The organism is Roseateles sp. SL47 (assembly GCF_026625885.1).
In the GTDB taxonomy this organism is placed as follows: Bacteria; Pseudomonadota; Gammaproteobacteria; order Burkholderiales; family Burkholderiaceae_C; genus Roseateles.
The window spans coordinates 705,796-728,401 of sequence record NZ_CP113068.1 but is presented as its reverse complement, the minus strand read 5'-3'; the positions used below and the strand labels follow the sequence as shown (position 1 = coordinate 728,401).

Genomic DNA, 22,606 nt, shown 5'->3' with positions numbered 1-22,606 from the left:
GCCTCAGAGCAGTTTTTGGGCGGCCTTGAGGATGGCGGCGCAGGAGTCGTTCTTCTCGCCGAAATCCTTCCACGCGGTGTCGCGCGCGATGGCCTGCCACTTCTTGAGCGTGGGTTCGTCCATGTCGTAGACCTTGGCGCCTGCCTTGGCGTAGATGGTGGCGGCCGCCTGGTCGTCCGCCTTGGCGGCGTCCCGTGCGAAGACCTCCATCTCGGCCCCGACGGCCATGATGATGTCCTGCTGGGCCTTCGGCAGCTTGCTGAAAACCTCCTTGGAGATCATCAGCGGCTCCAACATGAACCAATAGGTACGCTGGCGACCGGAGGTCAGGTGCTTGGCGATCTCCTCCAGCTTGAAGGACATGAAGCTCGTGGAGGACGTCATGGCGGCGTCCATGGCGCCGGTCTGCATGGCGGCGTAGATTTCGTTGGATGGCAGCGTGATGACGGAGGCGCCCGCAGTCTTGAGCATCATGTCCATCTCGCGGCTGCCGCCGCGGACCTTCAGTCCCTTCGCGTCGTCGGGCGTGACGAGCGGCCGGGCGCGGCTGGCGACGCCGCCGGCCTGCCAGACCCAGCTGACGATGATGACGCCCTTGTCATCCAGTACCTTGGACAGCAGCTTGCCCACTTCAGCGGTCTTCCAGGCTGCGCCCTGCTCATAACTGGGTACCAAGGCGGGCATCAGGCCGGCATTGGTCTCGGCGACTTCGCCCCCCGCGTAGGAGAGCGGCACGAGGCTCATGTCCAGCGCGCCCTTGCGCATCGCGGAGAACTGGGCGTTGGTCTTCATCAGAGAAGAGCCTGGGTAGACCGAAGCCTTCAAGGCGCCGCTGGTGCGCTTCTCCACCTCGGCGGCGAACCGGCGGCAGAGGCGGTCGCGGAAGTCGCCCTCGGTGAGCGATCCGCTCGGGAACTGGTGCGAGATCTTGAGCGAGCCGGCCTGGGCCTGGGCGGCGGGCAGGCAACTGGCGGCAGCGGTGGCGGCCAGCCACTGGCGGCGGGTGAGGTTCATGGCTTGTCTCCGGGGTCCGCCTTGTGGTGGCGGTATGCGGCGCAGTGTCAAAGCGCCGTCCGGGACGATCAATCAACCTCCATCGGCGACCATTACGCTGGCCGCAAAGATCGTGGGTTAACCCTGAGCCGCTGTGTGTTCAGCCGAGTAGCTCCGGCAGGCGGCCAGCAGCGACAGCAGGTTGGGGTCGCGCTCGCGGGTGCGCAGAAAACTGACGCTGATCTTCTGCCGCATCTGGAACTCGGGCAGGAGCGGCACGAGACACACGCTGCGCGGCAGCACGCTGCGGGTCCGGCCCGGCAACAGGGTGCAGCCGATGCGGCCGCCGACCAGGTTCATCAGCGAAAAGATGTCATTGGTCGTCATCACCACGTTGGGCTCGAAGCCAGCGACGCGGAAGGCGTCCCGGAAGCGGTCATAGGTGACGTAACCTTCGTTGAGCGACACGAATCGTTCGTCGCTGCACTGCGCCAGGTCGATCTGGGACTGCGCCGCGTACGACGAATCCACAGGTGCAGCAAAGAAGATCTCGTCCTCAAACAACAATTGCGACTCAATGTCTGCGGCACCCTCGGGCTGCCCCATGACCGCCGCGTCCAATTCACCTTCGCGCAGCTTGCGCAACAACTCATGGTTGGAACCCAGCACCAGCTCGGTTTGAATGTCGGGCTTGCGCAGGCGGAGCGCCATGATCAGAGCCGGGACGGTACCGCTGGTGAGTGAGTAAAGCGATCCGATGCGGATGCGGTCAGCCGCATAACCTGCGATCTCCCGCGTGGATCGGATGCCTTGCGCCATCGTCTGCAGCACCTCGCGGGCGACGTCGGCCAGGGCATGTGCGGCATCGTTGGGCTGAAGATTGCGTCCTTCCAGACGGAACAAACTGCAGCGCGTGCCTGTTTCAAGAGAATGGAGGGCGCGGTGGACGCTGACTGCGCTGACGCCCAATGCTTCCGCCGCTCGAGCCAGACTGCCAGCCTCCAAGAAAGCCAGCAGGATCTCCAGTTTGCGGAAGGTAATCTCTTCGTCGATGCGGGCGACCATAAGGGGGGATCTTAGCGTTGGCGGATGAGGCGGCCGGGCGCTAATTCCGTTGCGAGCGACCCCGCCCGGAGGGCGGTGAATCGCTCTCTGCACCAGCAGTCCTGACCCTTTCATAGACGAAGTGTCGCGTCAGTCTGAATCGGTCAGTAGCGCGCATGAGACCGCATTGACACGACTGCGGTCCCTGACTTCCTTGAACTCGACGCCGGAAGGCCGACCTTCAACGTTGGCGCGCCGATTGAGCGAAGGGTTCGGCCACGCCTGAGGTTACTTGGAGCACACCTTCTCTGTAGCAGGCTGCCCGGTTCCGTCTTCCTGGATCCAGACGCAGGAGCGCTCCTTCTTCAACTCTCCCGTGACAATGTAGTTCTTGCCCTCAACAGGCTTGAAGTCCACGATTCCATCCACGCTGAAGAAGGTTCCCGCCGCTCTGCCGACCATCTCCTGGATGGGGGCTGCGGTCTGATGCGTGCCGATCAGCTTGACCTTCAGCGCCGTGGCTGGGACATTGCGGGTCGTAAACCGCGAGGTGAGCGCGAGGCCTTTGCCAGAACTGGCCACCCGAGTCTCATGCAGCGAGTTTTCGATGGAGCGGCCGTCGATCTCAGTCAAGACGAAGAACTGCCCCTTGGTTCCGTCCTCCTGCCTCCCAGTGTCTGCGACCGACGCGACAGGACCTTTGTACGTGTCTGGGATAGATGGCGAGAAACTTGCGCAGCCGGTCAGCGCAAGGAGTGCGAGCAGAGAAAGCTTTGAATTCATCTTCGAAAGGTTGGAGTGGGTGGGAAAGTGTGAATGCTTGGTCTGACTTTGAATTCACCGGCGGAAGAAGGTCATCCAGTGGAATGAAAGCTTGGGCGTCACTCCACGTCGTAGTCGCATTTCGCACCCGCAGACTTTCCGGTCAAGCACCCGGCAGGCTGGGTGGGCATCAGTAGCGATTCCACGGGCGGGCAGACGTCTGGACTTCCCCGCTGAAGTTGGCGATTCATGTATCGGCATTGAAGAACCGCTTGCATTTCGCTACTGGCAGACCACAAGCGGATCGGCTCACCGCGAGACACTTCCACGACCCAAGCGAAGCGGGTGCCCTGGCTCCGACCGGTAACAAACACCGTCTGACAACCGGAGTACTTGGGGCCGATGTCGCCGGTTCGCGGAAAGACGAGAAGGACAAAGCCGTGCCCGCCTTCCTCCCCAGACTCTGCGGGTGGCTGCGCGAGGTCGCAATTGGCGCCGGTTGGCCGCGTCTCAGCAGCGCTTGCCAAGTTCCAAGCCAGGGTGGCTAGAAAGGCTGCAAGGATGCGCTTCACTGTGATGCCTAACGGGTGCATTCAGCGAACCAGCCAGCGTTGCTGGCGCAGGTCCGATCAATGAAATGGTGGGCGGCAGTTTCCATTAGCAGTTCTGCTCCCAGTGATCAGCAGCATTGGTGACCACCTCGCAATCGCAATGACCGCCATGGGCCGCGAGCCACTCAAGAATTGGTTGCTCGGGCTGCTCATGCTCACTGATCCATTGCGTCGTGAAGCGCAGCGAGTGATCGCAGCCGTGGACATCCACATTTGATTCGACGGAGTCAAATAGTGATTCGAGGAGTTGATCGGCAACGGGAAAAGCCGCGCGCGCAAGTTGGCGCTGCTGCAACTTCCAGTTCTTCTTCAAATCGCGGTCGCTCGATTCCATTTGACTTTTCCTCTGACCGCTCAACGTGTCAAAGGGCGACAGAAGCTGCCGCATAACATCGGAGCTGTCTCCCTCACATCGCAGGGCGGTAGACCTTCAAGTGCTTGTGCAGCCCCCGCTTTTTGGCGGTTCGTCTTTATATTTGTACGGCATTATTTCCAGGTCGTTTCTGGACTCTGTTTCATGTCGCTTTGGTGGCCGTATTGGTCCCTGGTAGGTCGTATGCTGCCATTGCTTTCTGGCCTCTTGCCACCCCGCAAAACCCTGCGTCCGCCGTTGGTCGTGCGATTGCCGTCTTTGCAGGCTACCAAGCTGTTCGAACAGGGCGGTTAGCGCATTCGATATCTGCATTACAGCCCCGCATACCGGCCGTGCCCTTGTTGACTGGACTCGGTCGTTCATCCGAAGCTGCCGCGACGTACGCCGCGAATGCCTCCTCAGGAATTCGTTCTTTCCAGGGCAACGAGTCTGCCTCAGCACAAAACGCGGCAAGGGGCCTTGCCCCTGCCAGCATCAGCTCCAGCTCTCGTCCAGTGTGGCTCTGAGAGTTGCTCCCAGATGTGTGGGACCTAATGCCCAACACCATCGGCCCCGCCTGCAGAGAAAGTATTCGGCACCTCATAGCCGGCCAAGCGAGCTGCCGCCTGAACGTGAGCGGGAACATGCACCAGGAACATATCGACCGCTGCTTGAAGCTCCGCCGACGTGAACCGTTCGGGAAACAGCATGAGCGCGACCAGAAACGCGGCGTCGGTCTCCCAGTCAACCAGATGAAACGCGACCTCATCCGCCACTAGCGGGTCCAGTTCGTCCGCCAGCGCAACGCCAAGTTTGTCGTTGGCGGCGCGGGCTGGAATTCCGCCTCTGAACAGCGCAGCCCGCTCTCCAAAGGCTTCTATGAATATCTGCGCTACTTTCGCGCGGACTGAATCGTGGTCGTCCATTCGCCGATTCTTGCCTAGAACCTGAAGGCGCGCCGCCCAGTTGGACTGGTGGAATTCCCTGCGATGGGCGACGACCGCTCCCAGCCTTTAGCCGAACTTCGCCTTCGCAGCGACGCAGACATACTGGGCCACGCTCACGGTGCGGCCCAGCCCGATCCAACTTTGGCTCGCCAGGATGGAAAATCCCGCCGTATGAGCATCACTCAACAGACCGCAGACGCGACCTTGTCCGCCCATTTGCGCGGTATGGAGCAGGCGATGGACCAGCTAGGGGCTGCACTCCCGGAGAATAGGGATCGCCCGCCCCATCAGCTTGTGGTGCTCAAGGTGGAAGAGCACGACTTTGGCTGGGTTTATTTTTACAACTCCAAGGAGTTCGCAGAGACCGGCGACTTCCTTTGCTCGCTAGCGGGAAATTCACCTTTGATCGTGGATCGGCACGAAGGCAAGCTTTATGGCACTGGCTCCGCCATGCCGATCGAGCACTACCTCAGTGAATATCGTGCCGGTGTTCGCCGTCCGCTGTAGGTCGCTGCTCCCAGCCTGAAACCGTCATCCAATCCAGCCCCTGATCGGCGTTCTCGAGCCAATGCCCGCTCAACCTCTCGCCCCATCAGCCTCCCGCTAACGGGCGACTCCCCCCGAGCTCCGCGAACTTAAATCAACCGACTCAACTCCGCCTCCAGCCGAAGCCACCGGTCCTGAATGGCGGCTGTGCTGTCCACATCCTGCCGTTCCCCAGCCTGCTGCGCCAAGTCTTCCAATTCCCGCGCCAGCGCTGCCGCATCCGGATACCCCAGCGTCTGCAGCACGCTCTTCAGGCTGTGCGCCAGATGCCTCAGGGGTTGATGCTGGCCCAATCGCGCGGCGTCACGCCCTCGCGCAATGTCCTGCGGGAACTGCGCGCGGCACCGCGCCAAAAATGCCTGATAAAGCCCGGCATTGCCGCCAAAGAATTCTTCCACGGCCGTTTGATGCACCGACGCGGTCGCGCGTGCGCTGTCCTCTGCCGGTGCCACCGGGCTGGCGGTATCCCTCAGCGTCCGCGCATCCTGCACACAGGCCCGCAGATCTGCCAAGGAGCAGGGCTTCACCAGAAAGCGGCTCACGCCCAAACCTTCCAGTTGCTGCCTCACCTGCCCATTCAACCCCGCGCTGAACACAGCCAGCATCGCCTGCCCGCGAAGTTCCGGGCGCTCACTCAGCGTCGCCAGCAGTTCATTGCCATGCCGCCCGGGCAGCATCAGGTCGGAGATCACCAGATCAAACGCCTGCGTCGCCAGCGAAAGCAGCGCTTCATCCACCGAAGTGCAGCCCTGCAGCCGAACGTCTTCGTCTTCCAGGGCCATGGCCACAAAACGCTGGAGCGAGGGGTCATCCTCCACCAACAGGACCCGCAAGCGCCCGCCCATCGTCAGGCTGGATTGGCGGCGGAGCCCAGTCGCTGCAACGAGGCTGCCAGCAGCGGTGGCAACTCGGCCACCAGTCGGGGCTTGTGGATCACCGGCAGGTTGGCCAGTGCAAACGCATAAGGCTCGCGCTGCTGGTCATCCAGGGCGGTGATAAAGATGAGTTCACAATGGGCAAACAGCGGCTGCGAGCGCAGGCTGGTCACCAGTGCCGCGCCATCGATGCCGGGCAGCAGAATGTCCACCAGCAGCACGTCCGGCTGCAATTGCCCATACATCACCAGGCCACCGATGCCGTCGTTCGCCGTGTGCAGTTCCAGCTCCGGAAACTCCTGCGCAATCAGCAAGGCCACAAGATTTTGATAGTGGACCGAGTCCTCAATCAGCAGCACCCGCAGCTTGCGCTGTGCCTCGGCCGGCGTGGGCGTCTCGCCGCCCTTGGTCGGGGCCAGCCCCCGGCCCGTCAGCCAGGCATCCAGGGAACTGCGCAGAATTCGGCGGTGGCCGCCCGGCGTGCGCCAGGCCTGCAATTCGCCGCGGTCCACCATTAACTGGACTGACCGCACGGCCATGCCCAATCGCTGAGCCACTTCACGGGTGCTGAAGTCCTCTTGCAAATCTTCCGGGGGGCGTGCAATAGCAATCATGAGCCGATTTTGCCGAATCTTCTCCCTAGGTAGAGAGGTACAGTTCCGATTTATAAGCGCTAAAAATGATATTTGGACGGGAACAGTTCGATAGGCGATCTTCTTGGGCGATACAGTCAAGGGCCACCGGAACTTTGGAATGACCCAGCCGGCCCCTGCCGTCCGATCGCTGCAACGCCTCCGCACCGCCACGCTGGTGGCCGGGGCGGTGCTGGCCGTTGCTTCGGTGGTGGCCGTGGCGGTGCCGGTGCTGGGGCATCGGCAGGCGGCGCTGGAGGAGGCCACTTCGCGCGGGGTGTTGCTGGCACAGGTGCTGGAGGCGGATGCCTCCCGTACCGTGGCCAGTGTGTCCGTCACGCTGCATGCCCTGGGTGACGCGCTGGCGGCCGACCCGCGTCACCCTCGTGAAGCCGAGGCGTTCTGGGTGGCGCAGATGAATCACGTGCTGGTCGGTCTGCCCTTTTTGCGCAGCATCGCCGTGCTGGATGCGCGCGGGCGGGTGCTGGTGAGTACCAATGCGGAGGAGGTGGGCCTGGTGGTGCCCATGCAGCGCCTGGACCGGCAGCCCCCGCCCGGGCAGGATCGGCTGCAGGCGCTCCAGCCCGGCCGCACGCTGGCGGATCTGGTTCACGGCGGTACCGTCCGCCCGGCGTCGGTGAACATGCTGCCCTTGCTGCTGCGCATGCCTGCATCACTGCCCGGCGGGAAGGCGTCTCCGGCGCCGCACCCATCCGAGCCCCAGGCGCCCGGCTGGGTGCTGGCGTTGATCAATCCGGAAGCGCTGGCCCAGATCCAGCAACAGGCGCTACCGCTGAGCAACAGCGCGGTCTGGCTGGCCTCGCGTTCCGGCCAGTTGCTCGCGGGCCTGGACACCTTGCCGCAGATGCCGGGGCAGTCGATGGCAGGCCATCCGGTGTTTGCGCGGCTGCAGGCGGGGGCTGACAACGGCAGCTATGCCGGCTTCGGCGCCTTGCCCGGTGATCTGCTGGTGAGCTACCGCACCTCGCCCCGGCGCGGCTTGGTGGTGGCGGTGGAGCAGTCGCAGGCGGAGGTGCTGGGGCCTTGGCGGGCCGGGCTGTGGGGGCCGGTGATGACCGGTGTGCTGGCCCTGTGTCTCATCACTGCCTCCACCATCATCGTGCGGCGCAGCCTGCAGGCGCGGGCGGATGCCTTGGACGCGCTGCAGCAGGCGCATGCCCAGTTGGCCGAGCGGGAGCGGGACCTTCGGGTGCTGCTGCGCAGTGTGCAGGAACTGATCTTCCGCACCGACCGGGACGGCCGCATCACCTTCGTGAATGCCCGCTGGACCACGCTGCATCGCGGCCAGGTGAACGATGCGCTGGGCCGCTGTCTGTCCGAACTGGCGGAGCCCGGCGACCGTGCCGCCATCGATGCGTTGTTCCAGCCGGCCGAGGACGGCCCCCGCAGCGTCGAAGCCACCTTGCGCAACGGCGACGGTGAACCGCGCCGTTATCTGATTGCCATCGTGCCCTTGCAGCGGGACAGTGGCCAGGACGGCTATGCGGGCAGCGCGGTGGATGTCACCGAACATGCCCGTGCCGAACGGTTGGCACGAGAGGCCCGCGATGCGGCGCAGGAAGCCTCACGGCTGAAAACCGAATTCCTGGCCAACATCGGCCATGAGCTGCGCACGCCGCTGCAGTCGATTCTCGGGTTCTCCGAACTTGGCATGGGCCGCAGCCGCGAGACGGCCCGGCTGCAGGCGATGTTCGAAGACATTCATGCATCCGGGCAGCGCATGCTGTCCATGGTCAACAACCTGCTGGACGTGTCCAAGCTGGAGAGTTCGCTCGGCGCTTTTGAGCTGGTACCGGCGGACCTGCGGGAATTGGTCCGCGATGTGGCGCATGAACTGGAGCCGCTGTGGGTGAATCGCTATTTGGAGCTGGCGCAGCAGATGCCGCAGCCGCTGCCGGTCCGGGTGGACCCGGTGCGCCTGCAGCAGACCTTGCGCAACCTGTTGGCCAACGCCATCAAGTTCTCGCCGCCGGGCTCCACCATCGACATCACCGGCTGGGTGGACGCCTCCTCGCAGGATCTGCATCTCTGCGTCGCCGACCGAGGACCGGGCATTCCAGCCGATGAGCTGGACCGGATCTTCGACCCGTTTGTGCAGTCCAGCGCCACCAAGGACGGCTCGGGCGGCACCGGGCTGGGCCTGGCCATCAGCCGCCGCATCGTGGATCTGCATGGCGGACGCCTCTATGCGGCCAACCGCCCGGGGGGCGGTGCGGAATTCCATCTGGTGTTGCCGCCGCCGGGGGCCGGTCACGCCACAATCGCGTGACCGTTGTCAGGCACGATCGCTGCCCTGGCCGCGGCGGATGAATCAATGTGCCGGCCCTTCGGCCCGGTCCAGGAGTGCACGATGAAGTGGGAAGGACAGCGCGAAAGCGACAACGTTGAAGACATGCGCGGCAGTGACGGCGGCGGCGGGGGCGGGGGCGGGGGCGGTTTCTCCATCGGCGGCGGGCTCAGCCTGGGCGGCGTGGTGATTGCGCTGGTGGCGGGCTGGATCTTCGGCATCAATCCGATGACCCTGCTGGGGCTGACCAGCGGTGGCCATGGGTCGCCGGCGCCGCAGCACAGCCGCACCCACCCGGCCAACCCTGCAGGGACGACAGGACCGGCCGCCCACCCGCAGGACGCGGGCGCCAAGTTCGTCTCCATCGTGCTGGCCGATACCGAGGACGTCTGGAGCCGGCTGTTCCAGGCGGCGGGTCAGGCCTATCAGCCGCCTCGACTGGTGCTGTTCCCCGGCCGCATCCAGACGGCGTGCGGCCGAGGGGCGTCGTCCATGGGGCCCTTCTACTGCCCTGGCGACAGCAAGGTCTACATCGACCTGAGCTTCTATCGCACCCTGCGGGAACGGCTGGGCGCCCCCGGCGACTTTGCGCAGGCGTATGTGATCGCCCACGAGGTGGGCCACCATGTGCAGCACCTGCTGGGTGTGACCGACAAGGTGGATGCGCTGCGTCGCCGCCAGTCCGAGCGCGAAGCCAATGCCACCAGCGTGCGGGTGGAACTGCAGGCGGACTGCCTGGCGGGGGTGTGGGCCTATCACTCACAGCAGTCCAAGGGCTGGCTGGAGGCGGGCGACATCGACGAAGCACTGAATGCGGCGTCGCAGATCGGCGACGACACGCTGCAACGCCGGTCCGGTGGTGATGTGGTGCCGGAGAGCTTCACCCATGGCACCAGTGAGCAGCGTCAGCGCTGGTTCAAGCGGGGGCTGGCGCAGGGCAGCATCCGCGACTGCGACACCTTCCAGACGCGGTCGCTCTGACGGGGAGAAGCCAGACCTCAGCGCGTACCGCCCTTGGCCACCGACGCCCGGTCTTCTGCCTGCACTGCAACGCTGCCGGCCACGCCGGGCCTGGGGTCGCCCACGCAGCCCTTGAGCCACTGGCTCATCTCCCACTGCACCTGCCCGGCGGATTCCCGCGCCGCATAGCCGTGGGCCTCATACGGCAGCAGCACATACCGCACCGTGCCGCCCAGGCCGGCCATGGCCTGGTACAGCCGCTCGCTCTGCGCCGGGAAGGTGCCGGAATTGTTGTCCGCCTCGCCGTGGATCAGCAGCAGCGGCTCCTTGATCTGCTGCGCAAACAGCAGCGGTGAAAGCTTGAGATAGACGTCCTTGGCGTCCCACAGGGACCGGCGCTCGCTCTGGAAACCAAAGGGCGTCAGCGTGCGGTTGTAGGCCCCGCTGCGGGCAATGCCGCAGCGGAAGAGCCGCGTATGCGCCAGCAGGTTGGCCGTCATGAAGGCGCCGTAGCTGTGGCCGCCGATGGCCACCCGGCGCGGGTCCACCGCGCCCAACTCTTCTGCCTTGTCCAGGACGGCCCGCGCATTCATGGTCATTTGCTCGATGAAGTTGTCATTCATCGTGCGGGCATCTCCCACCACCGGCATGGTGGCGTCCATCAGCACCACATACCCATCCATCAGCAGGTTGAGCGGGCTGATGGAGGAAAAGCTCATGTACCGGCCCGGGGACCCGCTGAGCTGGCTGGCCAGGGCGGCGTCGTTGAATTCCAGTGGGTAAGCCCACACCAGGGCCGGGCGCTTTTCACCCTCCTTCAGGTCGGGCGGCAGGTACATCCAGAACGACAGCTCCACGCCGTCGCTGCGCTTGAAGGTCACCAGTTCGCGGCGCACGGCCTTCAGCTGCGGTGTGGGGTCCTTCAGTCGCGTCAGGGCCACCACGCGATTGCCACCCCCCGTGCTGTTGCCGGCCTCCCGCAGCAGCAGGTTTGGCGGCTCATGCTCGGCCTCGCGCTGGGTCAGCAGGCGCTTGTCGTCCAGCACGGCCAGCGGCAGCTCATACACCCCGTCGGCGGATTGGAACAAACGCTGCACGCTCAGGTCGCGCAGGGAGATCTTGTCCAGGAAGGGGCGATCCCCGCGCGGGCTGGCGCCCTGGCCCACCAGCAGCAGGTCGCCGCCCAGGGTCTGCACCGCCTGCTGTCCGTTGGGCAGCGTGCGCATCAGCGGCACGCCCGGATGCCGGTAGCGCTCCCGCACCGAATGCTCAAAAAGCGGCCGGCTCTGGGTGCCGCGCAAGGGCAGCAGGTAGGTGCGGGTCCAGCCCCGGCTGCGGTCCTCTTCGGTCAGCAAGGCATGCTGTCCGTCGTCCAGGAAGCGCAGCCGGGTAAAGCGGTAGGGCATGCGCTGCACCTCAAACGGCTCGCCGGTGTAGGGCGGGTCCAGCCGCATCACCCGGTCCCGGAAGGCGGCCTTGGCGGCCGGATTGCCGCCATCCAGCGCTTCCACCCAGTAGACCGCTGCATCTTTGGTGGGGGAGGCATAAAACACCCGCGGACCAGGCAGCGCACCGTCGATGGCCACGCCCTGCTTCAGCGGCATGCGGGCCAGTTCGCGGATGAGCTTGCCGTCGCGCTGGCGGATCTCCACCACGGTCGGGAAGTCATCGAAGGTCAGGCTGTAGCTGAAGGGGCGGCTCACCCGTTCGGTCAGCAGCGCCTGGCCGTTGCCCACCGCCGAAATACTGGTGAACAGCCCGGGCTTGTCCAGGTCGCGGCTCTGCCCGGTGGAGATGTCGACCAGCGTCAGCTGGGAGCGGGCGTAGTACTCGAAGGTGTCTTCATCGGCGGGGTTGCGCAGCAGGTCCGGATAGGTCCGCTCGGGTGATGCCTTGCCGTGGTTTTCCTGGATCACCGGCCCGGTCTGCTGGCGGGAGGGCGGGGTGCCGCGCTGGTCCGGCACCGTCAGCACCACCACTTCGCGGGCGCTCAGCCAGGCCAGATCGTCCGGGTCGATCGAATTGTTCAGCCGCACGTTGTAGATGCGCCAGAGCTGGCCGTTGCTCGTGGCACCGGCCCACAACTCGTCGCCGGTCTCGGTGCGGCGCGCCAGCACAAAGCGCTGGCCGTCCGGGGCCCAGGCAAAACTGTGCCACAAGCCCCCGGCCGGCAGCTCCACCACCCGTTCCACCGCATCCGGTTCCAGCAAGGGGCGCAGCTTCAGATGCAGGATGCCCACGATGTTCTGCGGCGTGGCGCTGCGTGGGTCGAAGCGGGCACCGGCCAGGCGCATCACCGGGCGCGCCAGTTCCTCCAGCGGCGTGTAGCGGCGTTGCTCGATCAGCGCTACCGACTGCCGGTCCGGTGAGGGCAGCAAGCGGGGGGGCAGCGGTGCATCCAGCAGCTCCCGGATGGCTGGCGATGGCTGTTTGTAGGTGGAGGGCGCCGCCTGTGCAGCGGCGGGGCCGATGCTGAGGGCCAGCAGTGCAGAGAGCGTCGATAGCCTCTTCAGGGCCGACACCACCAGACGCCTCGGCCAGCCGGGCAGGGGCCATCGGAGCAGGCGGGCACCGTCCTTCGGGGCGGGAGAGGGGGCGCGAAGATGCAGGCAAGGCAACGGCAGCATGACCAGACGATAGCGATGGCAGTCGGCGCCAGCCCGCAAGGGCGGCGGCAGGCCCCGAAACGGGGGCATGCCCTCAAGTATCGCTGCGCTAGGATCCCTGCCCATGACCGACCCCACCCCACATTCCCGGGCTGTGCCGCCGGACCCCGCCTCGCGCATGGCTGCGGCCCTGCCGGCCGTGGGCGAACGCCTGGGCGTCTGGCGGGTGACGGCGCCGCTGTTTGAGGTCGGTTCCGGCCACTGGTTCCGGGTGGAACATGCCCTGGCGGCGGGGGAAGCGGGCCTGGCCCTTGTTTACCGCAGCGAGGCGGATGCCCAGGCGGTGCTCATGCGATTCGCCGAGGATTCAGATGCCCTGGCCCGGCTGACAGTTCCCGGCTGGGGGGCGCCGATGGATTGCGGGCTGAGCCCGTCGGGCAGCCCCTATCTGGTGGTGCCCGCCATGGAAGGCGCCCCGCTGATGCGCGTGGCGATGGCCTTGCCGCTGCGACGACGCATGGAGCTGCTGCTGGAGCTGGTGACCCTGCTGGATGCGGCGCAGGCGCACGGGCTGGTGCTGCATGAACTGGACCCCGGCATGTTGTGGCTCAGCCCCACCCAGCAACTGTGCTGGCTGGGCCAGGGCCTGGCGCCCAGGGGGTCCGAAGCACCCGCCACGCTGGTGCGCGCGGCCGAGCCGCTGGCGGACCCGCGCCAGCGCCAGGGGGCCCGCCCGGATGCACGCAGCGAGGCCCATGCCCTGGGCCGACTGCTCGGCCTGCTGATCAACGGACGCCTGCCTCGCAAGGACGGCCTGCCCGACGGGCGGGTGGACAGCGTGGCCATCGAGGCGGCGGCCACGCCGGTGGCGTCGCTGCAGTCGTGGCTGTCGCTGTCGGCGGCGCATCGCGAAAGCCTGGACCGGTTGCTCGACCGGGCCATGACCGACGGCCACACCTTCCCGGACCGGGCCGCGCTGGCCCGCGCTGTCAGCGACTGGCTGGCCGACACGGCGTCGCCGCATCCCGGAGGAATGAGCCGCATCGTTGTGCCGCTGCCAGGCTCGGGCGCCCGCCCCTCATCCTCCATGCCGCTGGCCCCGGAACCGCCCCCCGCGCTCAAGCCACCCGGCACGTCCTGGGCCGAGCGCATCGCCGGCCTGGTTGCTGTGCTGGCGGTGGCGGTGCTGCTGGTCTGGTTGCTGATGCGAACCCACTGATTCGCCGCCGCAGGGGCTCTTTCGGACCCCTGTTGAACCCTCTAAGTTGTCGTGAGACACCTTGTCGGATTGGTGTTGACTGCCTTATTCCTGCTAGTGCTGACAGGCAGTCGATCCACCTCTTGTAGCGAATTGCGCGAGGTGCATCCCTGAACCTACGATTTTCCTGATGGATCGAGGCCTGTCATGGGCCCGGTCTCCAGCGATCAAGGTGGCCGGGCTGATGGATCAGACCCCCGGCCGCGACGAAGGAAAATCCATGGTGTTCAAAATCAAACCGATGTCCGGCCGGGACTGGGCTCGCTGTGACCGGGACGCGCGGCAGGACGATCGCTGCGCCCCCTGGGTGGCGCAGGCGCTGTCGCACTGTGCCGAGGCGGCCCGGGAAGGTCGGCCGCTGCCGCGCTTCTGGGCGCAGGACCGACGGGCCGGCCACTACCTGATGCGACTGCCCGCGCTGATGGGCCAGGAACTGGCCGACCGCTACTGCATGCGGGTCAAGCCGCGGCTGTATGGGCTGCGGTCGCAGGCCATCGGGGACCGTCGGGTGTTTCTGGTGGGGGCGGATGTCAGCGGTGCGGAGTTGCTGCAGGTGCAGCAAGTGCTGGGGGCGGCCTTTGCGGTGCATGGGGCCACCGGCATCCCCTGGCCGGGCGACGCCTTGCGTGACGCTCTGCTCGTTCCGGCCCCGGATGCGGCATTGCTGTGAGCGATACGGCGCCCCTATCATCCGCTCACATGCTGCGCCGCCGCCACCTCCTTCCGCTCACTGCCGTCCCGGCATTGGCATGGTCGGCGGTGGACGGATGGGCGCAGGAGGCCAAAAGCGCGTCGCGCACCGTGCTCGTGGCCGGTACCCGCTTCGCCCGCCTCTTCGAGCCCGCATCCAGCACGTCCTCTGGCCATTCGTCCGGCACCACGTCCGGAACCACGCCCGGCACCGATGCACGGCCCACAGGGCTCGCAGTAGACATCCTCGACGCCATCCTCCCACCGGCCGGTTTTACGCCGTCTTATGAGTTCTATCCCTGGCTGCGGGCCCAGGCCATGATCGAGCATGGGCCGGCGCAGATCCTGGTGGGTCCCTACCGCACTCGCGAGCGCGAACTTCGCATGCGGTTCTCACGCCAGCCGTTTTACGAAGATGCCTTGGTGTTTTATGCCCGGCAGCGTGAGCGGGAACTCTGGCGGGACGACTTCGCTGCCGTGCGCAACCTGCAGATCGGGGCGGTGCAGGGCTGGGTCTACGGGGACCGCTTTGAGGAAGCGCGACGACTGCTCAATGTCACGGTGGTGCGGGATCTCTCCACCGCCCTGCGCATGCTGCAACTGGGGCGGCTGGATCTGATTGCTGCCAACCAGCGCAATTCAGACCCGGTGATTCAGGAACTGGGCCTCGCCGATGCCGTGCAGCTTTGCCACCCACCGTTTGCGCGGATGCGCGGTCATTTTGCGTTCAGCAATGATGCCGCCGGTGCTGGATGGCAGGTGGTGGTGGACGCAGGCATGCAGCGCCTGCGGGCCAGCGGCGAACTGGCCCGCATGGCCGCAAGACGCGGAGTGGCGCTACCGGATTAAGCGGCAATGGCCCTGCAGCGGTCGGCCAGAGCCCACCGCCTGCACTTCAACCTCAACCCGCCAGCGTGCTGCCCAGCCCGAACAACAGCAGACCCACCGCCGCCGGCAGGGCCTGGATGAAGAGGATCTTGCGGCTGGCGGTGGCGGCCCCATACAAGCCGGCGACCAGCACGCAGCCCAGGAAGAACAGCTTGACCGGCAAGCCGGACGCCCCCAGCAGCAGACCCCAGATCAGCCCCGCTGCCAGGAAGCCGTTGTAGAGCCCCTGGTTGGCGGCCAGCACCTTCGACGCCTGAGCGAATTCCGGCGTCAGCCCAAAGGCCTTGCGCCCCTTGGGCGTGGTCCAGAGAAACATCTCCAGCACCAGGATGTAGACATGGATCAAAGCCACCAGACCGGTGACGACATTGGCAAGAAGGATGGTCACGTTCATGCTCCGCACTTTACCCCCCGCTATCATCCCTGGCCCGCTGAAGTTCCTTCCCCCTGAATTCCACCATGTCCGAGTTCCTGCTCAACCCTGCCCAGCTGGCTGCCGTGCACCATCTGGCCGGCCCTTGCCTGGTGATTGCCGGAGCGGGCTCGGGCAAGACGCGGGTGATCACCCAGAAGATTGCCAAGCTGCTGTCGGAGGGCTACCGGCCGAAGAACATTGCTGCCATCACCTTCACCAACAAGGCCTCGCAGGAAATGCGGGAGCGTGCGCGGCACATGGTGGGCAACAAGGCGGGGCAGGAGCTGGTGATTTCCACGTTCCACTCGCTGGGCGTGCGCATCCTGCGGGAAGACGGCCGGCACCTGGGGCTGAAGGAACAGTTCTCCATCCTGGACTCGGATGATGTGCTGTCGGTGCTGCGGGATGCGGGCGGCACCACGGATGCGGCCACGGCCAAGAGCTGGCAATGGACCATCTCCTTGTGGAAGAACCAGAACCTCAGCCCGCAGCAGGCGCTGGCCTATGCCAAGGACGACATGGAGCGTGCGGCGGCGGTGGTGATGCAGCGCTATCAGGAACGGTTGACGGCTTACCAGGCCGTGGATTTCGACGACCTTATCGGCCTGCCGCTCAAGCTGCTGCAGACCAACGAAGAAGCCCGCGGCAAGTGGCAGGAGACGCTGCGCTATGTGCTGGTGGACGAATACCAGGACACCAATGCCGTGCAGTACGAACTGCTCAAGTGCCTGGTGGGCGAACGCGCCATGTTCACGGCGGTGGGGGACGATGACCAGAGCATCTACGGCTGGCGTGGCGCCACCATCGAGAACCTGAAGAAGCTGCCGGTGGACTTTCCCCAGCTCAAGGTCATTCCGCTGGAGCAGAACTACCGCTCCACCAGCGCCATCCTGCGGGCGGCCAACAATGTGATCGGGAGCAACCCCAAGCTCTTCCCCAAGACCTTGTGGAGTGAGTTTGGCGAGGGGGACCCGATCGTGCTGGTCGAGGCCGACGGCGAGGAACATGAAGCGGAGCGGGCTGTCGCGCGGATCCAGTCCTTGCGTGCGCAGCATCCCACGGCCCAGTTCTCGGACTTCGCCATCCTCTACCGGGCCAACCATCAAGCGCGGGTGTTTGAACAGGCGCTGCGGCGTGCCGAGATCCCTTACAAGGTCTCCGGCGGGCAGAGCTTCTTCGACAAATCCGAGATCAAGGACCTCTGTGCCTGGCTGCGGCTGCTGGTGAACCAGGACGACGACCCGGCCTTCCTGCGCGCGGTCACCACCCCCAAGCGCGGCATCGGCCACCAGACGCTGGGCCATCTGAGCGACTTCTCCGCCAAGTGGAAGCTCTCGATGTTCGAGTCGCTGTTTGCTGAATCCCTCAAGGCCACGCTCTCCAGCAAGGCGCTGCATGGCCTGCACGAATTCGGCCGCTACATCGTCGACCTGGAATACCGCGCACGGCACACCATCGGCGCGGAAGAGGGCAAGGCGCTGATGCTGGAATGGCTCAAGGACATCGGCTACGAGCAGCACCTGCTGGACAACGAAGAGAACGAGAAGGTGGCGGCGGCCCGCTGGGGCAATGTGCTGGACTTTGTGGACTGGGTGGCCAAGCGCTGCGGCGGCGAGATTTCCACGGAGGGCGGCATCACCACGGAAAGCCCGCGCCAATCCCTGCTGGAAGTGGCGCAGACCATCAGCGTCATCCTGTCACTGGCCGAGCGCAAGGAAGAGCAGGACCAGGTGGTGCTCACCACCCTGCATGCCTCCAAGGGCCTGGAATGGCCGCATGTCATCCTGGCCGGTGTGAATGAAGGGCTGCTGCCCTTCAAGTCGGAAGATGAAGACATGACGCCCGCGCGTGTGGAAGAAGAGCGCCGCCTCATGTATGTGGGCATCACCCGCGCCCGGCGCACCCTGGCCGTCAGCACCCTGCGCCGGCGCAAGAAGAACCGCGAGACGGTGATTGGTGTGCCCAGCCGCTTCATCGCCGAGATGAAACTGCACGAAAGCGGCATCAAGGAAGACCCGCGCGAAAAGCTCAAACGCATGCGCGAGCAACTGGCCGCCAAGGCAGCGGCGTCGGCGGCGGCTGCGGCGAACGCCAAGGATTGAGGGCACGGCCCCTGCAGCCATCGACGGTGGGGCCGCGCGTTTCGCAGGTGCCTGAGCGCCACACGCCGGTGGCGATTTTCCAACAGAGCGGGCGGGTTGGTCTGCCCGCGACACTTCGGGGCGAAGTGGGTTGAATCAGCCCAAAACGGCACCAGGGAGGCCGTCCGACCGCCCGGCTGTGGGGGTCAGGCGTTTCCCCGGCCGCTCCCTCGGCCGTTCCCCGGCGTTTCGTCAGCGTTTCACGAGAGTCCGGATCAATCTGTAATAGCTGACAGAGTCCAGGAATGTCACCAAGGTGATTGTGAAGGACCGACGGCAAAATGTTCACATGACAGCCGCCGTCCAACGGACTTCCCTCAGTCTTCCCTTACTGACCCTGGTCAGTGCCGCTCTGGCCATCCTGGCCCTCTCCCAGCCGCCGCAGGTGCCGGCTGGCTGGGGCTTCGTCTTCAAGCCGCTCACCACGGCGCTGATCGTCTGGCACGCCTGGCGTCGTGGCGCGGCGCAGCCAGCCCTGGCGCGCTGGTTGCGGGCTGGCCTGCTGTGCTCGCTGGCAGGCGATGTGGCGCTGCTCTGGCCCGAGTCGGGCTTTCTGCCCGGGCTGCTGAGCTTCCTCGCGGCCCATGTCTGTTATGTCGTCGGCTTTTGCAGCCGGGCGCGGCTGGGCGCCGTCCGCTGGCCGTTCCTGCTGTTTGGAACCGTGGCGGCGGTGGTGCTGGGCCGTCTGTGGGCCTTTGTGCCTGCGGCGCTGCAGATGCCGGTGGTGGTCTATGTGGCCGCTTTGGCCATCATGGCCTCGCAAGCCTGGGCCTGGTGGCGCCACAGCGTGCGCCATCCCGAGGAACTCCGCGCCCGTTGGGCCGCCTGGGGCGGGACCCTGTTTGTGTTTTCTGACGCCATGCTGGCCATCGACAGGTTTGCCGGTCCGGTGGATCAGGCCAGCCTGTGGGTGCTGGCCAGCTATTGGCCGGCACAATGGTGCATGGCCCAAAGCCTGGGTAGTCCAGCCGAATCGAGCGCCGCATGAACTTCATGATTCCCTTGCGGCCTTCCGCAATCCTGGCGCTGTTCGCCTCTCTGGGCTGCGGCGCGCTGGGCGTGACCCTGGTCCGCCACTATCCGATCGAGCCGCAGTGGATGCTCACGCTCTGGTCCATGGTGGCCGCATTGGGCTTCCTGGGCTGGCAAGTCCTGCCCATGCTGCTGCCGGCCCTGGTGCCGCTGATCGGCCTGGCCCCGTGGACGGGCTGGATCAGCTTTGAAGAACTCGACCTGCTGGTCCTGGCCATTGCCACCGGCGGTTACATGGCCCTGGCCATCACCGAACCCACACGCCGGCCCGTGCCGTGGCGCTACCGCACCTTGCGCTGGCGCTCGGCCGTGGGTGTGCTGCTGGCGGTGTTCACGCTGTCGATGCTGATTTCGATCTGGCGCGGGGTGGACCATGCGGGAGGGCTGCAGTTCGGCTATTACCAGGGGTATCAGGAATCGATGAACAGCCTGCGCCTGGGCAAGAGCCTGGGCCTGGTACTGCTGCTGTTGCCGTTGTGGCAGCGGGCGGCAGACCTGCGGCCGGCGGCCGTGCAGCGGTTGAGCCGCGGCGCCTGGGTGCTGGTGTTGATCTTTGCTGCAGCCGGTGCGGTGTGGGAGCGCTGGGTCTATACCGGGCTGCTGGACTTCTCCACCGACTACCGCACCACCTCCTGGTTCTGGGAGATGCATGTGGGCGGCGCGGCCCTGGATGGCTGCCTCGCCTTGAGCATGCCGATGGCGCTGCTGTGGATGCTGCGGGAGCGCAGGCCCTGGCGTTTCGGCGCTGCACTGCTGGTGCTGCTGCTGGGCTTTTATGCCTGCCTGACCACCTTCTCCCGGGGCGTTTATCTGGCGGTCCCATTCGGCCTGGCGCTGTGTGCGTTGTTGTGGTCGGTACAGCGCCGCCAGGGTCAACCGGACGAGACATCGGCCACCGCTGGCTGGCTGCCAGGTGATGCCGCCTTGCCGCTGCGTTCCACCCTGGTGGTGCTGGCGGGCGTGGCGGTGGCGGCCTGGGTTCTATTTGCGGCTGGCGGCTACCGCGCGCTGATGGCGCTGCTGGCCAGTGTCGGCGTCTGGGTGGCCATGCCGCCTCGCCGGGCCTCGTGGCCGGTGGCCCAGCAGCGCACGCTCCTGGGACTGGCCTTGCTGGCGGCGCTGGTCCTGGCTGCCGTGGGCGCATTCGCGATTGACCTGATCCCCAAGCTCTCCTACGGTCTCGATCTGCTGGTGCTGCTGCCGACCCTGACCATGTGCTGGATCTGGCGCCGAGGGGTCTCCCGTCCCGGGCAGGCCCTGCTGGTGAAGACGGGCTGGCTGTGCTCGGTCGCGGCCACCTGGCTGGTGGCGGCCCAATGGAGCGGCGGCAAGAAGGACCTGTTGGGCACCGGCGCGGTGCTGCTGTTGCTGTCGGTGGCCTGGCTGGCGATGCAATGGCCGGTGCGCCCCGCAGACACGGTGCGTGAGGCCGGCTGGCGCGTGCGCGGCATGCTGTGGACGGCCTGCCTGCTGGTGTGTGGCGTGGTGGCCTCGCTGGGCGGTGGCGGCTACATCGGGCAGCGGCTCTCGACCGGACAGCAGGACCTGGAAGGCCGCCTGGACCATTGGGCGATGAGCCTGGGGCTGCTCAAAGGCATGGATGCCTGGCTGCTGGGGCAGGGGACCGGGCGGTTCCCCGCCAGTTTCGCCAACCATGGGCCCTTTGAAGCACGTGTGGGGGACCACCGCTGGAACGCACCGGCCACCGACCTGGTGCCGGGGGCGCTCGACAGCGCGGGTTTTGCGGCAGTGCCGTATCCCACGGTGACGCTCACCAGCGGCCTGCACACCATGGGCACGGGCGAGATGTATCGCCTGAGCCAGCGGGTGGCGGCGGTCGGCGGTGATGTGGCGGCTGCCGTGGTGCTGCGCACCCGCCAGCACACGCAGGTGCGGGTGGAGGTGTGCGAGAAGCACCTGCTCTACCCGCTGCGCTGTGTGGACCGTCAGGTGGAGGTCGAGCCGCAGGGCGGCGCCTGGCAGGTGGTGCGTCTGCCCCTGGGCAAGGCACCGGACGACTTCGGCGGCAGCCGCTGGGCCCCCCGGCAACTCACGGCGGCGGTGGCCTTGAACTGGCGCGGGTCCCTGGTGGAACTGCGCTCCGTCGACATCAGCGACAGCCAGCATGGCCCGCTGCTGCGCAATGGCGACTTCAGCCAGGGCATGGCCCGCTGGTTCTTCTCCAGCGATCGCATCCACATGCCCTTCCATGAAAAGAGCCTGCCCTTGCATGTGCTGTTCGAGCAGGGCGTGCTCGGCCTGGCGCTGTGGTGCGGGCTGCTGGCCAGTGCCCTGTGGCGTTGCACGCTGGGCGCGGCTCGCCGGCATCCGCTGGCGCCGGCTGCGGCCGGCGCGCTGGCGGGGTTTGTGATCGTGGGCCTGTTTGACAGCCTCATTGATGCGCCCCGCATCGGCTTCCTGTTCTACGCGATGCTGGCCTTGGCCCTGGGCTTGCGTACGCCGTCGAGGAAGCTGAAGAAGGGCGAGGAGCCGGATGAGGAGGAAGCGCTGGAAACCCGCTTCGCCGGTGATGACCATGAGCACGACGACCGCCGGCCCACCCCGCCGCGCCGGTCGTATCTGCCGTCCCGGTTCGGGACAGCACACCAGGACCTTTGAGCACTACGACAAGGGGTCGCGTCGTGCTCACAGGCCCTAGACCGGCAGCGTCCCGCCGCACCCCGCAGCGTTACATGCCCTTGAACAGGTGGGTGTAGCTGCGGCTGACTTCCAGCTTCTCGTCCAGCCCGCGCACCCCCACCAACTGGCGGCCACGGAAATCGCGGGTGATGCCGTTGATGGCCTTCACATTCACCAGCGTGGACCGGTGAATCTGCCAGAACACGGCCGGGTCCAGTTCGTCCACCAGTTCCTTGATCGGCTTGCGGATCAGCGCCTCCACCGTGGGCGTCTGCACCCGGGTGTATTTCTCGTCGCTGATGAAGAACAGCACCTCTTCCACCGGAATCATCTGGATGGTCTGGCCGACCGAGGCCTGGATCCACTGCAGATAACGCGGAGCCGACTGCGGATTGATGCGGGCGGAGAGCTTGTGCAGCAGCTGCTGCAGCGTGCCCGGGGACGGGCCCTCCGGCTCCGCCTCGCCACTGCGCTGGGCCAGCCGCTTGCGGATGCGTTCCACCGTCACCGCCAGGCGGTCCCGTTCGGCCGGCTTCAGCACGTAGTCGCAGGCGCCCTGCTCAAAGGCCTCCACCGCATATTGGTCGTAAGCGGTGATGAAGACGATTTCAGGCATCACCCATTCATCGTCGTCGGGGAGCTGGGCGATCTGCCGGGCGGCTTCCACGCCGGTCAGGCCCGGCATGCGGATATCCAGAAACACCAGGTCGGGCTTGAGTTCCCGGGTCAGCTCCACGGCCTCCAGGCCGTTCTTGGCTTCGCCGACGATCTGCAGCTCCGGCCAGACTTCGGCAATCCGGCTGCGCAATTGCTCGCGCATCAGCCGTTCATCGTCGGCCAGGACGGCGCGGGGGGCGGTGATAGTGCTCATGGCGGGAATGTTAGGGCAGGTCTGTGGGGGCCGAC

Annotated in this window: 19 protein-coding genes; 9 read left to right on the top strand and 10 right to left on the bottom strand. The window is 66.0% G+C overall.

The genetic code is table 11. The annotated features are described in order from the left end of the window. Positions 1-3: 3 nt before the first annotated feature. The 5 genes from dctP to OU995_RS03070 all read right to left on the bottom strand — a co-directional run bounded on the left by dctP (position 4) and on the right by OU995_RS03070 (position 4,688). Positions 4-1,014, bottom strand: a complete 1,011-nt coding sequence (gene dctP / locus OU995_RS03090; RefSeq protein WP_267833905.1) for a TRAP transporter substrate-binding protein DctP — start codon at positions 1,012-1,014, stop codon at positions 4-6. A 117-nt stretch (positions 1,015-1,131) separates the two neighbouring features. Then, positions 1,132-2,058 carry a LysR family transcriptional regulator gene (locus tag OU995_RS03085; RefSeq protein ID WP_267833904.1) on the bottom strand — a complete coding sequence of 309 codons (927 nt, stop codon included), beginning with the start codon at positions 2,056-2,058 and terminating at the stop codon, positions 1,132-1,134. A 267-nt stretch (positions 2,059-2,325) separates the two neighbouring features. Then, the gene (locus tag OU995_RS03080; RefSeq protein WP_267833903.1) at positions 2,326-2,670 is read right to left on the bottom strand and encodes a hypothetical protein; all 345 of its coding nucleotides are present in this window, start codon (positions 2,668-2,670) and stop codon (positions 2,326-2,328) included. A gap of 786 nt (positions 2,671-3,456) precedes the next feature. After that, a complete protein-coding gene (locus OU995_RS03075) occupies positions 3,457-3,744 on the bottom strand; it encodes a DUF2695 domain-containing protein (RefSeq protein WP_267833902.1) in 288 nt (95 codons plus the stop codon). A 569-nt stretch (positions 3,745-4,313) separates the two neighbouring features. Beyond that, positions 4,314-4,688: a hypothetical protein gene (locus tag OU995_RS03070; RefSeq protein ID WP_267833900.1), complete on the bottom strand. Its 375-nt coding sequence runs from the start codon at positions 4,686-4,688 to the stop codon at positions 4,314-4,316. 192 nt (positions 4,689-4,880) lie between these two features. Between OU995_RS03070 and OU995_RS03065 the strand changes: the two genes are divergently transcribed. Further along, the gene (locus OU995_RS03065; RefSeq protein WP_267833899.1) at positions 4,881-5,216 is read left to right on the top strand and encodes a YrhB domain-containing protein; all 336 of its coding nucleotides are present in this window, start codon (positions 4,881-4,883) and stop codon (positions 5,214-5,216) included. A gap of 128 nt (positions 5,217-5,344) precedes the next feature. On the opposite strand, the gene OU995_RS03060 is transcribed toward OU995_RS03065, so the two are convergent. Both OU995_RS03060 and OU995_RS03055 read right to left on the bottom strand, forming a co-directional pair. Then, positions 5,345-6,088 (bottom strand): response regulator, encoded by a 744-nt coding sequence (locus OU995_RS03060; protein ID WP_267833898.1) that lies wholly within the window; start codon positions 6,086-6,088, stop codon positions 5,345-5,347. Between the two features lie 14 nt (positions 6,089-6,102). Beyond that, complete coding sequence (locus OU995_RS03055; RefSeq protein WP_267833896.1) at positions 6,103-6,744, bottom strand: helix-turn-helix domain-containing protein; 642 nt, start codon at positions 6,742-6,744, stop codon at positions 6,103-6,105. Positions 6,745-6,883: 139 nt separating this feature from the next. Between OU995_RS03055 and OU995_RS03050 the strand changes: the two genes are divergently transcribed. Together OU995_RS03050 and OU995_RS03045 are read left to right on the top strand one after the other, a co-directional pair. Further along, the gene (locus OU995_RS03050; RefSeq protein WP_267833895.1) at positions 6,884-9,052 is read left to right on the top strand and encodes a sensor histidine kinase; all 2,169 of its coding nucleotides are present in this window, start codon (positions 6,884-6,886) and stop codon (positions 9,050-9,052) included. A gap of 81 nt (positions 9,053-9,133) precedes the next feature. Then, entirely contained in the window at positions 9,134-10,051 is a 918-nt protein-coding gene (locus OU995_RS03045) for a neutral zinc metallopeptidase (RefSeq protein WP_267833894.1), read from the top strand. Between the two features lie 17 nt (positions 10,052-10,068). Here OU995_RS03045 and OU995_RS03040 read toward each other — a convergent pair whose 3' ends face one another. Continuing rightward, on the bottom strand, positions 10,069-12,726 hold the full coding sequence (locus OU995_RS03040; protein ID WP_267833893.1) for an alpha/beta hydrolase family protein: 2,658 nt from the start codon (positions 12,724-12,726) through the stop codon (positions 10,069-10,071). 34 nt (positions 12,727-12,760) lie between these two features. Between OU995_RS03040 and OU995_RS03035 the strand changes: the two genes are divergently transcribed. The 3 genes from OU995_RS03035 (at position 12,761) to OU995_RS03025 (ending at position 15,433) form a co-directional block, all read left to right on the top strand. After that, complete coding sequence (locus tag OU995_RS03035) at positions 12,761-13,855, top strand: hypothetical protein (protein WP_267833892.1); 1,095 nt, start codon at positions 12,761-12,763, stop codon at positions 13,853-13,855. A gap of 259 nt (positions 13,856-14,114) precedes the next feature. Beyond that, on the top strand, positions 14,115-14,564 hold the full coding sequence (locus OU995_RS03030; protein ID WP_267833890.1) for a hypothetical protein: 450 nt from the start codon (positions 14,115-14,117) through the stop codon (positions 14,562-14,564). A 29-nt stretch (positions 14,565-14,593) separates the two neighbouring features. Next, a complete protein-coding gene (locus OU995_RS03025) occupies positions 14,594-15,433 on the top strand; it encodes a substrate-binding periplasmic protein (protein ID WP_267833888.1) in 840 nt (279 codons plus the stop codon). Between the two features lie 52 nt (positions 15,434-15,485). On the opposite strand, the gene OU995_RS03020 is transcribed toward OU995_RS03025, so the two are convergent. Next, on the bottom strand, positions 15,486-15,860 hold the full coding sequence (locus OU995_RS03020; RefSeq protein ID WP_420714800.1) for a DUF1304 domain-containing protein: 375 nt from the start codon (positions 15,858-15,860) through the stop codon (positions 15,486-15,488). A 71-nt stretch (positions 15,861-15,931) separates the two neighbouring features. Between OU995_RS03020 and OU995_RS03015 the strand changes: the two genes are divergently transcribed. The 3 genes from OU995_RS03015 (at position 15,932) to OU995_RS03005 (ending at position 21,679) form a co-directional block, all read left to right on the top strand. Next, positions 15,932-17,989 carry an ATP-dependent helicase gene (locus tag OU995_RS03015; protein WP_267833886.1) on the top strand — a complete coding sequence of 686 codons (2,058 nt, stop codon included), beginning with the start codon at positions 15,932-15,934 and terminating at the stop codon, positions 17,987-17,989. A 328-nt stretch (positions 17,990-18,317) separates the two neighbouring features. Continuing rightward, a complete protein-coding gene (locus OU995_RS03010) occupies positions 18,318-19,016 on the top strand; it encodes a lysoplasmalogenase (protein ID WP_267833885.1) in 699 nt (232 codons plus the stop codon). Further along, positions 19,013-21,679: a hypothetical protein gene (locus OU995_RS03005; RefSeq protein WP_267833883.1), complete on the top strand. Its 2,667-nt coding sequence runs from the start codon at positions 19,013-19,015 to the stop codon at positions 21,677-21,679. The genes OU995_RS03010 and OU995_RS03005 overlap by 4 nt, the downstream gene beginning before the upstream one ends. A gap of 70 nt (positions 21,680-21,749) precedes the next feature. Here the strand turns inward: OU995_RS03005 and OU995_RS03000 are convergent, their stop codons facing one another. Beyond that, positions 21,750-22,571, bottom strand: a complete 822-nt coding sequence (locus OU995_RS03000; RefSeq protein WP_267833882.1) for a LytR/AlgR family response regulator transcription factor — start codon at positions 22,569-22,571, stop codon at positions 21,750-21,752. Positions 22,572-22,606 lie beyond the last annotated feature (35 nt).